General features: G+C 62.0%; 12 protein-coding genes. 5 read left to right on the top strand and 7 right to left on the bottom strand.

Going from position 1 to position 12,704, the window contains the following annotated elements:
- A partial coding sequence (locus tag VA602_RS03405; protein WP_323452469.1) for a transposase occupies nt 1–263 on the top strand: 263 nt, incomplete at its 5' end.
- Between the two features lie 96 nt (nt 264–359).
- Here the strand turns inward: VA602_RS03405 and tcyN are convergent.
- The 3 genes from tcyN to tcyJ are packed head-to-tail and all read right to left on the bottom strand — an operon-like array spanning nt 360 to nt 2,583.
- Nucleotides 360–1,121, bottom strand: coding sequence for an L-cystine ABC transporter ATP-binding protein TcyN (gene tcyN, locus VA602_RS03400; protein WP_323452468.1), 762 nt, complete (start codon nt 1,119–1,121; stop codon nt 360–362).
- A 2-nt stretch (nt 1,122–1,123) separates the two neighbouring features.
- Nucleotides 1,124–1,792 carry a cystine ABC transporter permease gene (tcyL, locus tag VA602_RS03395; RefSeq protein ID WP_323452467.1) on the bottom strand — a complete coding sequence of 223 codons (669 nt, stop codon included), beginning with the start codon at nt 1,790–1,792 and terminating at the stop codon, nt 1,124–1,126.
- Entirely contained in the window at nt 1,789–2,583 is a 795-nt protein-coding gene (gene tcyJ, locus VA602_RS03390; RefSeq protein ID WP_323452466.1) for a cystine ABC transporter substrate-binding protein, read from the bottom strand. Before tcyJ ends, tcyL begins: the two co-directional genes overlap by 4 nt.
- A gap of 283 nt (nt 2,584–2,866) precedes the next feature.
- On the opposite strand from tcyJ, the gene epsC reads away from it, so the two are divergent.
- Both epsC and betT read left to right on the top strand, forming a co-directional pair.
- On the top strand, nt 2,867–3,805 hold the full coding sequence (gene epsC, locus VA602_RS03385; RefSeq protein ID WP_323452465.1) for a serine O-acetyltransferase EpsC: 939 nt from the start codon (nt 2,867–2,869) through the stop codon (nt 3,803–3,805).
- A gap of 313 nt (nt 3,806–4,118) precedes the next feature.
- Nucleotides 4,119–6,080 carry a choline transporter BetT gene (gene betT, locus VA602_RS03380; protein WP_323452470.1) on the top strand — a complete coding sequence of 654 codons (1,962 nt, stop codon included), beginning with the start codon at nt 4,119–4,121 and terminating at the stop codon, nt 6,078–6,080.
- A 69-nt stretch (nt 6,081–6,149) separates the two neighbouring features.
- Here the strand turns inward: betT and tauD are convergent, their stop codons facing one another.
- The 4 genes from tauD to tauA all read right to left on the bottom strand — a co-directional run bounded on the left by tauD (nt 6,150) and on the right by tauA (nt 9,763).
- Nucleotides 6,150–6,983, bottom strand: coding sequence for a taurine dioxygenase (gene tauD / locus VA602_RS03375; protein WP_054891658.1), 834 nt, complete (start codon nt 6,981–6,983; stop codon nt 6,150–6,152).
- A gap of 122 nt (nt 6,984–7,105) precedes the next feature.
- Nucleotides 7,106–7,945, bottom strand: a complete 840-nt coding sequence (tauC, locus tag VA602_RS03370) for a taurine ABC transporter permease TauC (protein WP_323452464.1) — start codon at nt 7,943–7,945, stop codon at nt 7,106–7,108.
- Complete coding sequence (gene tauB / locus VA602_RS03365; protein ID WP_054891660.1) at nt 7,942–8,733, bottom strand: taurine ABC transporter ATP-binding subunit; 792 nt, start codon at nt 8,731–8,733, stop codon at nt 7,942–7,944. The genes tauC and tauB overlap by 4 nt, the downstream gene beginning before the upstream one ends.
- A gap of 58 nt (nt 8,734–8,791) precedes the next feature.
- Nucleotides 8,792–9,763, bottom strand: coding sequence for a taurine ABC transporter substrate-binding protein (gene tauA, locus VA602_RS03360; RefSeq protein ID WP_054891661.1), 972 nt, complete (start codon nt 9,761–9,763; stop codon nt 8,792–8,794).
- Between the two features lie 484 nt (nt 9,764–10,247).
- Here tauA and VA602_RS03355 point away from each other — a divergent pair, with 484 nt between their 5' ends.
- A complete protein-coding gene (locus VA602_RS03355) occupies nt 10,248–11,600 on the top strand; it encodes an OprD family porin (protein ID WP_323452463.1) in 1,353 nt (450 codons plus the stop codon).
- 165 nt (nt 11,601–11,765) lie between these two features.
- Nucleotides 11,766–12,404 carry a peroxiredoxin gene (locus tag VA602_RS03350; protein ID WP_054891663.1) on the top strand — a complete coding sequence of 213 codons (639 nt, stop codon included), beginning with the start codon at nt 11,766–11,768 and terminating at the stop codon, nt 12,402–12,404.
- Nucleotides 12,405–12,704 lie beyond the last annotated feature (300 nt).

Here is a 12,704-nt window from a genome sequence, read left to right as displayed (position 1 = left end):
GAGTTAATGATTCCGGACAGAAGAATGGACGCCGCCGCCTTACCAAGCGAGGTTGCTCAGAAATTCGTCGCTTATTGCATAACGCTGCGATGGCTGCCAGCAGATCTGCCGCTTGGAAGGGACTTTATGAACAGCATCTGAGCACGGGTAAAGCAACGACCCAAGCTCTGGTAATCCTGGCAAGAAAGCTCGCGCGGGTGGCATTCGCCCTGATGAAAAATCAGGACGAATACGTCACCAAAGGGGCGAAACTGGCTTGCTGAGAACCATAGAATCTCCCACAGAGAACCGCACAGGCTTCATCACCGGTGCGGCTCCTGTGGAAGCGGGACTTGCCCGCGAAGATCCAGCCGAGCTTTTCAGTCTTGCGAAGCAGTGGTCCCGAGGAACTTGCGCAGGAACTGCCGGGTGCGTTCTTCCTTCGGATTGGCGAACAGCGCCTTGGCCTCGCCCTGTTCGACGATCACGCCCTTGTCGAAGAAGATCACCCGATTCGCCACATCACGTGCAAAGCTCATCTCGTGGGTGACGATGATCATGGTGCGCTTCTCTTCGGCCAGGCCGCGGATGGTCGCCAGCACTTCGCCGACCAGCTCGGGGTCGAGCGCGGAGGTCGGTTCGTCGAAGAGGATCACTTCAGGCTCCATCGCCAAGGCACGGGCGATTGCCACGCGCTGCTGCTGGCCGCCGGAAAGGCGCCGTGGATAGGCGTCTTCCTTGCCGGCCAGGCCGACCTTGGCGAGCAGCTTGCGGCCCAGCTCCAGGGCCTGGTCGCGCGGGGTCTTCTTGACGATCACCGGCCCTTCGATGACGTTCTCCAGGGCGGTGCGGTGCGGGAACAGGTTGAAGTTCTGGAACACGAACCCGGCCTGCTGGCGCAGGCGGCGGATCGCACTTTGCTGGCTGCTGAGCGGGCGGTCGGCGTCGATGTCGATATCGCCGATGCGGATTTTTCCGGCATCGGGTGTTTCCAGCAGGTTCAGGCAGCGCAGGAAGGTGGTCTTGCCCGAGCCGCTGGGGCCGATGATGGCGACGACTTCACCGGCCTCGACTGTCAGGTCGATGCCCTTGAGCACGGTCTGGCCCTTGAACTGCTTGGTCAGGCCTTCTACTACGATCATCTTCAGTGCTCCTGGTCATGCTGGTTGACCCGCGCTTCCATGCGGTTCTGGAAGTGCGCCAGGATACTGCAGAGAATCCAGTAGATGACGGCCACGGCCAGGTACATGGTGAAGACTTCGAAGGTCCGTGCGGTGATCAACTGTGCCTGGCGGAACAGCTCTGGCACCTGGATGGTCGCCGCCAGGGCGGTATCCTTGACCAGGGAGATGAAGCTGTTGCCCAGCGGCGGCAAGGCGGTACGCATGGCCTGGGGCAGGATCGCCCGGCGCATGGCCTGGGTACGGGTCATGCCGATGCTGGCTGCGGCTTCCCACTGGCCACGGTCGATCGAGGAGATCGCCGCGCGCAGGATTTCGCAGATGTATGCCGCCATGTTCAGCGACAGGCCGATCAGCGAGGCGGGGATCGGATCGAGTTCGATGCCGATCTGCGGCATGCCGAAGTAGATCACGAACAGTTGCACCAGCAGCGGCGTGCCGCGGAAGAACGACACGTAGATCCGCGCCAGCCAGTCCAGCGGCAGGATCTTCGACAGGCGCATCAGTGCCAGGGCGAAGCCCAGCACCAGGCCGAAGAACATGCCGCCGACACTGAGTAGTACCGTGTAACCCGCGCCCTTGAGCAGGAAGGGCGTAGAGTCGCTAACGAGTTGCAGGCTTTCAGAGATCATTTGGTGACGTCAGCACCGAAGTATTTCTCGGACAGCTTGGTCAGGCTGCCGTCAGCCTTGAGCTTGTCCAGCGCCTTGTTCACTGCCGCGAGCAGCTCAGGTTCGCCCTTGCGCAGGGCCACGCCGCTTTCCAGGCGCGAGAAGGCTTCGCCGGCAAGTTGAGTGTCCTTGGCCTTCTGTGCGTATTCCAGGGCGGCCAGGCGGTCGATCAGGATGGCGTCGATACGGCCGTTGCGCAGGTCGGCGAACTTGCTCGGATCGTCTTCATAGGTACGCACGTCGGCTTTGGGTACGTCCTGCTTGACCCATTGCTCGTAGTTGGTGCCCAGGCCCACGCCGACCTTCTTGCCCGCCAGGTCCTGCGCGGTCTTGATGTTCAGCTGCTCGGCCTTCTTCTTCAGGATCAGCGCCTGGATGCCGGAGATGGTGTAGGGCTCGGAGAAGTCATACTTCTTCTTGCGCTCTTCGGAGATGGTGACCTGGTTGATCACCACGTCCAGGCGCTTGGATTCCAGCGCGGCGAGGATGCCGTCCCACTTGGTTGGCTGGACCTTGGCCTTGACGCCCAGCTCCTTGGCCAGCAGTTCGGAGAGTTCCACTTCGAAACCGGTCAGCTTGCCGTTTTCGTCGACGAAGCTGAAGGGTGGGTAGGTGCCTTCCAGGCCGACGTTGATCACGCCTTTTTCCTGGATGGTCTTGAGCTGCTCACCCGCAAAGGCGTGACTGAACAGGCCGGTGCCCAGCAGGATGGCCAGGCTGGCATTGAGAAGTGGTTTGGTGAATTTGGTCATGGCTGTCCCCGCGCTTTGTTTTAAGTAGTGGGTGGCGACTATAGGGTGGGCTGTATAGCTCAGGAAATAATAAAAAATTATCTATTATTCCTTTCTGTTATTTCGTCCCTGAAGCGCAGTTCTGAGGGTAGCCGTGAACCGGGTCCCCGTCATCGCTGCTTATGCCCGACTTAGTGCAGGATGGAATAAAGCGTTGTTTTTTCCAAGGGAAGAATTTGCCGTAGAGTAATTCCTACAAGTGGCGGCTCTACTTACCGACACCGTCGCAAGCCAGGAGAACACCGTGAGCGAACATCCATCGACCGGCCATTGGCAATTGCCGGGCATCGTCAGCGAACTGCGCCAGGCCCGTGACCAGTGGCGCAGTCGCAATGGCCGTTGCAGCAACAAGCAGGGCGGGCGCGAACTGCCCTCGCGCGAGGCGATGCGCGAGATCCTCGAGCAATTATGTGGAGCGCTGTTTCCCATGCGGCTGGGGCCTGTGGATCTGCGTGAGGAGGGCGAGGATTTCTATGTCGGCCACACCCTGGATGCGGCGCTGACCGCACTGCTCGACCAGGCGCGCCTGGAACTGCGCTACGCCGCGCGGCACGGCAATACCGAGGTTGAGCCCAAGGACGTCGATGCCCACGCACTGGGTCTGATCCAAGGCTTTGCCAAAGCGCTGCCGGGGTTGCGTGTATTGCTCGACACCGACGTGCTGGCGGCCTACCACGGCGACCCTGCGGCGCGTAGCGTGGACGAGGTGTTGCTGTGCTATCCCGGCATCCTGGCGATCATCCACCATCGCCTGGCGCATCACCTCTACCAGGCGGGGCTGCCGCTGCTGGCGCGAATCAGCTCGGAGCTGGCGCATTCGGCCACCGGCATCGACATTCACCCCGGCGCACAGATCGGCCAGAGTTTCTTCATCGACCACGGCACAGGCGTGGTGATCGGCGAGACGGCGATCATCGGCGAGCGCGTGCGCATCTATCAAGCGGTGACCCTTGGTGCCAAACGCTTCTCGTCGGACGAGTCGGGCACCTTGCACAAGGGCCTGGCGCGCCACCCGATCGTCGAGGATGACGTGGTCATCTATGCCGGTGCGACCATTCTGGGGCGCATCACCATCGGCAAGGGTTCGACCATTGGCGGCAATGTCTGGCTGACGCGCAGCGTGCCGGCCGAGAGCAACATCACCCAGGCGAACCTGCAACTCGATTGCCAGGACAAACAGTGAGGTAGGCCCGGCCGGCCCTATCGCGGGACAAGTCCGCTCCCACAGAGTGGAGCGGGCTTGTCCCGCGATAGGGGCCGGAACTGCTGGCAAAGAGCAAAGGTCAATTGGTCGCCCGCCAGCGGCCACAGGTCGCATTGAAATCCGATCCATGTTTAACTTGAACGCTTGTTCAAATTAAAACGCTGGTCCGCTGCCGGTGTTCAACAGGAGGATTCCCTTTGCTGAACCCGTTCAATCCGAGCCTTTTCACTGCTGTAGAGGTGCCCGTTTCATGAGTGCACCGACGCCTTCCCTTGCCAATGGCAAGATCCGCATGAACCCCCCGGTGTTCTACTTCGCGGCAAGTTTCATCCTCATCTTCGGCCTGGTGGTCATCGCCAACCCGCAAGCGGCGGGCGACTGGTTGCTGGCTGCACAGAACTGGGCGGCCAACACGGTCGGCTGGTACTACATGCTGGCCATGACCCTGTACCTGGTGTTCGTGGTGGTCACCGCGGTGTCCGGCTACGGCAAGATCAAGCTCGGCGCCGACCATGACGAGCCCGAGTTCAGCTACCTGTCCTGGGCCGGCATGCTGTTCGCTGCCGGCATCAGCATCACACTGTTCTTCTTCTGCGTCTCCGAGCCCCTGACCCACATGCTCCAGCCACCCCAGGGCGAGGCGGGCACGGCCGAGGCCGGGCGCCAGGCGATGCAGATCCTGTTCCTGCACTGGGGCCTGCATGGTTGGGGCGTGTTCGCCTTCGTCGGCATGGCCCTGGCGTATTTCGCCTACCGTCACAACCTGCCATTGGCATTGCGCTCGGCGCTGTACCCGCTGATCGGCAAGCGCATCAACGGGCCGATTGGTTACGCAGTGGACGGCTTCGGCATCATCGCCACGGTGTTCGGCCTGGGCGCGGACATGGGCTTCGGCGTGCTGCACCTTAACGCCGGCCTCGACTACCTGTTCGGCATCGACCACAGCCAGTGGGTGCAGGTGCTGCTGATCGCCCTGATGATGGGTGCGGCGGTGGCCGTTGCAGTTGCCGGGGTGGAGAAGGGCGTGCGGGTGATGAGCGACATCAACCTGTTCCTGGCCTGCGCGCTGCTGTTGTTCGTGCTCTTCGCCGGGCCCACGCAGCACCTGTTCAACACCCTGATCCAGAACCTTGGTGACTACCTCGGCGCCCTGCCGCGCAAGAGTTTCGACGTCTATGCCTACGGCGAGAACCGCGACTGGCTAGGTGGCTGGACGGTGTTCTACTGGGCCTGGTGGATCGCCTGGTCGCCCTTCGTCGGGCTGTTCATCGCGCGCATCTCGCGTGGCCGCACCATCCGCGAATTCGTCTTCGGCGTGCTGCTGATCCCGCTGGGCTTCACCCTCGCGTGGATGTCGATCTTCGGCAACAGCGCGCTGGATCAGGTGATCAACCACGGCATGACCGCGCTGGGGCAGTCGGCGTTGGACAACCCGTCGATGAGCCTGTACCTGCTGCTGGAGACCTATCCATGGAGCAAGACGGTGATTGCCATCACGGTGTTCATCAGCTTCGTGTTCTTCGTCACCTCCGCCGATTCCGGCACCGTGGTGCTGTCGACGCTTTCTGCCAAAGGCGGCGACGCCGACGAGGACGGGCCGAACTGGCTGCGGATCTTCTGGGGGGCGATGACGGCGCTGGTCACCAGCGGCTTGCTGTTCGCTGGCAGCATCGATTCGCTGAAGTCGGCGGTGGTGCTGACGTCGCTGCCGTTCTCGCTGATCTTGCTGTGCATGATGTGGGGCCTGCACAAGGCGTTCTATCTGGAAAGCCAGCGGCAGATCGCGCAGATGCATTCGCTGGCACCGTTCGCCCAGTCCCGCCGCGGACGCGGTGGCTGGCGCCAGCGTTTGAGCCAGGCCGTGCACTTCCCATCACGCGACGAGGTGTATCGCTTCATGGATGACGTGGTGCGCCCGGCGATTGCCGACGTGACCGAGGTGTTCGAGCAGAAGGGCCTGGCGCTGATCACCCAGGACGACCCGAGCCATGACAACGTCAGCCTGAAGATCGGCCACGGCGAGGAGCAGCCGTTCATCTACCAGGTGCAGATGCGTGGCTACTTCACCCCGTCGTTCGCGGTGGGTGGGCTGGGTACGCAGGAGCTGAAGAACCGCCGCTACTACCGCGCCGAGGTGCACCTGGCCGAAGGCAGCCAGAACTATGATCTGGTCGGCTACAGCAAGGAGCAGATCATCAACGACATCCTCGACCAGTACGAGCGGCACATGCAGTTCCTGCACCTGGTCAGGTAACGCGCGGCGCTTTCATTCGCGGGCAAGTCGGAGCGCCGAACCGCCGCTCCGACTTGCTCGCGAATGGTTTCAGAACGGCGCGTCGCCGAGAATCGTCGCCCGGTGCATCACGCGCCGCTGCGGCCGGTAGTCGTCCACCGCGTAATGCTGGGTCACGCGGTTGTCCCAGAACGCTACGTCATTCTCCTGCCAACGCCAGCGAATGCTGAATTCCGGCCGTGTGGCATGGGCGAACAGCAGCTTGAGCAGCGCCTCGCTCTCGTGGTCGGCAAGCTCGTTGATCCGCGTGGTGAACCCTTCGTTGACGAACAACGCCTTGCGCCCGCTCACCGGATGGGTGCGCACCACCGGGTGCGACAGCGGTGGGTTGTTGCGGCGGGTGGCTTCCCAGCGCTCCAGGTCCTGGGCAGTGGTGCCGAAGCGCTCGAGCGGGAACGACTTGGTGAAGTCGTGGGTGGCCGTGAGGCCGTCGAGCAGGGTGCGCAGGGGCGCCGACAAGGCTTCGAACGCAGCGATGCCGCTGGCCCACAAGGTGTCACCGCCGTAGGCGGGCAGTTGCTTGGCGCTGAGCACCGCGCCCAGTGCCGGGGTCGGCAGGAAGGTAACGTCGGTGTGCCAGATCGCGTTATCGCGCACGTCGGTGACTGCGGTGTCGAGAATCAGCACCTGCGGGGTTTCCGGCACGTTGGGATAGATCGGATGGATGTGCAGGTCGCCGAAGCGCGCAGCGAAGCGGGCTTGCTGGGCGGGGTCGATCGATTGTTCGCGGAAAAACAGCACCTGGTGCTCGAGCAGCGCCTGCTCGATGGCGTCGCGCTGTGCATCGGTGATGTCGCGTGACAGGTCGACGCCGCTGATCTGCGCGCCGAGGGCCGGGCTGAGGGGGGTGATGGTCAGGCTCATGTCGGTCTCGAATGGGGGCGGTTGGCGGTGTCGTTGCGGGTCTTATCGCGGGGCAAGCCCGCTCCTACAGGCAGCTCTGTGAACTTGTAGGAGCGGGCTTGCCCGCGATGAGGCCGGAAAGGTCAGTGACTTTGTCCATGCCAAGGCACGAGGCGGCGCTGCAGGGCACGCAGGCCCATCTCCAGGGCAAAGGCGATCAGCGCGATCAGCAAGATGCCCAGCACCACCACATCGGTGACCAGGAACTGCGCGGCTGACTGGACCATGAAGCCCAGGCCGCTGGTAGCGGCGATCAGTTCGGCGGCGACCAGGGTCGACCAGCCGACCCCGAGGCCGATGCGAATGCCGGTGAGGATGTCGGGCAAGGCACTGGGCAGGATCACATGGCGAATCAGTTGTACCTTGCTCGCTCCCAGCGACTGCGCGGCGCGCAGCTTGGCCGGGTCGACGGTGCGCACGCCGGTGGCGGTGGCGATGGCGATCGGGGCGAAGATCGCCAGGTAGATCAGCAGCACCTTCGACAACTCGCCGATCCCGCACCAGATCACGATCAGCGGCAGGTAGGCCAGTGGCGGGATCGGCCGGTAGAACTCGATCAGTGGATCGAGGATGCCGCGGGCCACGCGGTTGTAGCCGATGGCGATGCCGACCGGAATCGCGGTCAGGGTTGCCGCCAGCAACGCCACGCCAATACGGCCCAGGCTCGCGCCCAGGTGCTGCCAGAGGCTGGCGTCCATATAGCCTTGGGTCAGCAGCACCCAGGCCTTGGCCAGGATGTCGCCGGGGGCGGGTAGAAACAGTGGCTCGACCCAGCCGGCAGCGGTCACCAGCCACCAGGCCAGCAGCAGGCTGCCCAGGGTCAGGGCGCTGATCCAGCGGGTTGGCAGTGGGCGACGGGTTTTGATCGCCGATGCGGTGTGGGTGTCGGTTTTGCCGGCGACCGGCAGGTCCAGGCTGCTCATGCGGACTCCTCGCGGCGGGCGGCACGTTGGGAAAAGACTCGCGACAGCACATGCTCGCGGGTTTCGATGAAACGTGGATCGGACTTGATCGCCCGAGCCGGTTCGCCCGCGGCATAGCGCTGGCCGAAGTCCAGTTGCAGACGCTCGACCACGCGCCCCGGATTCGGTGCCAGCAACACCAGTTCGCTGGCCAGGAACACGGCTTCCTCGATGTCGTGGGTGATCAGGAACACCGGCTTTGCGGTGCGCTGCCAGACCTGCAGCAGCAACTCTTGCATCTGCTCGCGGGTGAAGGCATCGAGGGCGCCGAAGGGTTCGTCCATCAACAGTACGCGTGGGTCGGCAGCCAGGGCGCGGGCCAGGCCCACGCGTTGCTTCTGTCCGCCTGAAAGCTGCCAGATGCGCCGGTCGCCGAACCCGGCCAGATCGACCAGTGCCAGCATCTCACGCGCCTTGGCTTCACGCTGTGCGCGAGGTACGCCGGCCAGCTCCAGGCCGAAAGCGACATTGCCGAGCACGTCCTGCCAGGGCAGCAGGGCGTCATCCTGAAACACCACGCCGCGGTCGGCGCCTGGGCCTTGCACGGGCGCACCGTCAAGGGTGATGCGCCCGCCGCTGGGGGCGACGAAGCCGGCGATGAGATTGAGCAGCGAGGTCTTGCCGCTGCCGGAGGGCCCGAGGGCGACCAGCAGTTGGCGTGGCCCCAGCGTCAGGTTGATGTCATCCAGCACCGGGGTGGTGGCGCCGGGGTACTGTGCGCTGATGCGCTCCAGCTCGAGCAAGGCCATGATGGGCTCCGGTTCGGGGCGCAGGGCGCCCCTGGGTTCGATCGGTTGGGCGGGTGCTTCAGTTGGGCAGGAACTTGGCCGTTACGTACGGCGAGTAATCCGGCAGCACCGCCTCGACCTTGCCCTGTTCCTTGAGGAAGGTCGCGGTGTCGGTCAGTGCCTGGGTGGTCGGCGCGCCCAGTGCCGCGGTCTGGTCGGCGGCCAACGGGTAGACGTTGCCCTCCAGCAGGCCCGGGATATCGCCGGTCTTGGCGCCGGACAGCTTGGCGAGCTTGTTCACGTTGTCTGGATTGGCCAACCAGGCTTTCGGGTCCTTGCGGTAGTCGGCGTAGGCGTCAAGGGTGACCTTGGCGAACGACTTGACGATCTCCGGGTGCTTCTCGGCGAAGTCCTTGCGCACGATCCAGGCATCGAAGGTCGGGGCGCCTTTCTTTGCCAGTTCGCCAGAAGTGATCAGCACCTTGCCGTTTTCCTTGGCCACGCCCAGCGCTGGGTCCCAGACGTAGGTGGCGTCGATGTCGCCGCGTTTCCAGGCGGCGATGATCGCCGGTGGCGCGAGGTTGAGGATCTGTACCTTGGCCGGGTCGATGTTCCAGCTCTTGAGTGCCGCCAGCAGGCTGTAATGCCCGGTGGAGACGAAGGGCACGGCGACTTTCTTGCCGATCAGGTCCTGTGGACTCTTGATGCTGTCGCGGGCGACCAGTGCTTCACCGGCACCGATCTGGGTGGCGATGAGGAAGGTTTCCACCGGCACCTTGCGGGTGGTCGCGGCAGCCAGCGGGCTGGAGCCCAGGTAGCCGATCTGCACGTCGCCGGAGGCGACGGCGGCGATGATGTCGGCACCGTTGTCGAATTTGCGCCAGTCGATGCTGGCGTGGCTGGCTTTTTCGTAGCTGCCATCGGCCTGGGCCACCTTGGCCGGGTCCACGGTGGTCTGGTAGGCCACGGTCAGGTCGGCGGCCTGGGCGAACCAGCTGGCGCTGGCCAGGGTCAGCGCGGCGAACAGGCGCAGGGGGGCGTGGGGGATCATGATCGAACCTCTCGTCAGGCATCGGGTGATGAATGACGCGAAGACTAAATGATCTAAGAATGACAAAATAAATAACTTTTCAGAATTAGCTTAGGAGACAAAACGCTTAGAAATCGGCGCCGTCAGAGGAAGGGTTGTGAAATTTTTGTGAAAGACTACGCTTTCACAACTTTTCACGGAGCGCCCTCTGGCAAAGGGCTGCAGATAACCGGAAGCTATGAGCGAAGGACGTGCATACACCAAATGACGCTTAAGGTTCCGTAGTTATTCCGGAAAAATCTGACGATTTCATAAAACGGTCATTTTGGATTTATAGGATTGTCATTATCCTGTAGCGCAGGTGCATTAGACCAAAGTCGTGAAATTTCTGGTAACGATTGACTTACCAGTCACACTTTGGTGCTAAATCGCTTACCCGTGGCGAGGGGGGCAGCAGATCCCTCCGCCTTGAGAGTACAAAAATTAGAACGTAGAGGAGCAAAGCATGTACAAGTCTAGCCTGGCTCTGGCCGTGGCACTGGGGGTTCTCGCCCAACAAGCGGGCGCCGCTGGCTTCATCGAAGACAGCAAAGTATCCATCAGCTCGCGCACCATGTACTTCAACAACGACGACCATGAAGTTCGCACGAACGCTCAGGGTCGTAACGGTGACCAGCGCGAAACCGCCCAAGGTTTCAAGCTCGACTACCTCTCCGGCTTTACTCAAGGCACTGTCGGTTTCGGTGTCGACGTTCAAGCTCTCTGGGGTATCCACCTCGATGGCGGCCGTGGCCGTCACCCGGATAACAACAACTTCTTCCCAAGCGACAGCGACGGCTCTGCCGTGAGCCAGTGGGCTCGCATCGGTGGTAACGCCAAGGCACGCTTCTCCAAGACCGAAGTCCACTACGGCAGCGCCCTGGCGCCAAACCTGCCGATCCTGGTCTCCAACGACGGTCGCCTGCTGCCACAAACCTTCGAGGGCGGTACCGTCCAGTCGAAGGAAATCGACAACGTCACCCTCAACGCGGGTCAGCTGACCCACGCCATGGGCCGGGCCTCGAGCAACCGCACCGGCCTGTCCGTTGCTGGCGGCTACCGTGACAGCAACAAGTTCCAGTTCGCCGGCGGCGACTGGAAGGTCACCAAAGACCTGACCCTGCAGTACTACTACTCGAACCTGGAAGACTTCTACAAGCAGCACTTCCTGGGTCTGACCCACGTCTACCAGATCGCCAACGATCAGTCGTTCAAGACCGACCTGCGCTGGTTCAAGAGCAGCAGCGACGGCAAGAACGGCGAAGCCGGCTACCAGTTCAGCAACAACGGTGGCTACGCCAAGAACGCAGGCGAGGTCGACAACAAGACCTGGTCCGCGATGTTCACCTACACCCTCGGCGGCCACGCAATCATGCTGGGTCACCAACAGGTTGGCGACGACGGCGGTTTCGTCTGGCTGAACCAGGGTAACGTGCGCAAGGACGGCAGCACCTCGCCGCTGGAAGGCAACGGTGGCTCGAGCTTCTACCTGTTCACCGACAGCATGATCAACCAGTTCGCCCGTGCTGGCGAGAACACCACCTTCGGTCAGTACTCCTATGACTTCGCACGTCTGGGCGTACCGGGCCTGAAGGCATCCGTGGCCTACCTGCGTGGTGATGACATCAAGAACGCCCGCACCAGCGGCACCTACAGCGAGTGGGAACGCGACGCGCGTATCGACTACGTGCTGCAGGAAGGCACCCTCAAGGGCCTGGGCGTCAGCCTGCGTCACGGTACCTACCGTGGCGGCGGCGAGAGCATCAACGATGCCGATCAGACTCGTCTGATCTTCAACTACACTTACAACTTCATGTAAGTCGTAGTTGCAACGAAAGAGCCTCGCCGGGTGCGAGGCTTTTTTGTGCCTGCGAATCAGTATTCTTTCCGGTTATAAATAAATCAGTATTTATTCTTTTTGTTTTTAATCGGAAGCAGGCACATTGAATCCCACAAGGCCAGACACAGCACAGGAGCCGCTTCCATGAGCCTCAAACTCGGCGACATCGCCCCCGACTTCGAACAGGATTCCAGCGCCGGCAAGATCCGTTTCCATGAGTGGCTGGGCAACAGCTGGGGCGTGCTGTTCTCCCACCCGGCCGACTTCACCCCGGTGTGCACCACCGAACTGGGCCTGACCGCCAAGCTCAAGGATGAGTTCGCCAAGCGCGGCGTCAAGGCTATCGCACTGTCGGTGGACCCGGTCGACTCGCACCACAAGTGGATCGATGACATCAACGAGACCCAGAACACCGTGGTCAACTTCCCGATCATCGCCGATGCCGATCGCAAGGTGTCCGACCTGTACGACCTGATCCACCCCAACGCCAACGACACGCTTACCGTACGCTCGCTGTTCGTGATCGACCCGAACAAGAAGGTACGCCTGACCATCACCTATCCAGCCAGCACCGGGCGCAACTTCAACGAGATCCTGCGGGTGATCGATTCGTTGCAGCTGACCGACAACTACAAGGTCGCCACCCCGGGTAACTGGCAGGACGGCGACGAGGTAGTGATCGTGCCTTCGCTGAAGGATGAGGACGAGATCAAGCAGCGCTTCCCGAAAGGTTATCGGGCAGTCAAACCCTATCTGCGCCTCACCCCGCAACCCAATCGTTGAATCCTCGTTGCATTGCTCTTAGCCATAGCAGGGATTTCGGGCCGTTTCGACGGCCCTTTTTTATGCCTGCTCTTCGTGCGGGCAGGCTTGCCCGTGAAGCGAATGAGAGGGCGCGCTTCAGGGTGAAAAGCTATATCTCCATAACGAATAAACAAATGAAAAAATATGATTTCTAGATATATGTGGCGAGCTGCTAATGTCGGAGTCATTCACACGGGCCACACCCCGGAACCGAATTGAAGGAAGCGCTGCAATGCTGGTTGTTTCGATAGGTGGTAGCCCCAGTACCCGTTCACGCTC

It is taken from the genome of Pseudomonas machongensis, assembly GCF_034961125.1.
GTDB classification, from domain to species: domain Bacteria; phylum Pseudomonadota; class Gammaproteobacteria; order Pseudomonadales; family Pseudomonadaceae; genus Aquipseudomonas; species Aquipseudomonas machongensis.
Note: the sequence above shows the minus strand (reverse complement) of the source record. Positions and strands in the feature narration are given on the sequence as shown.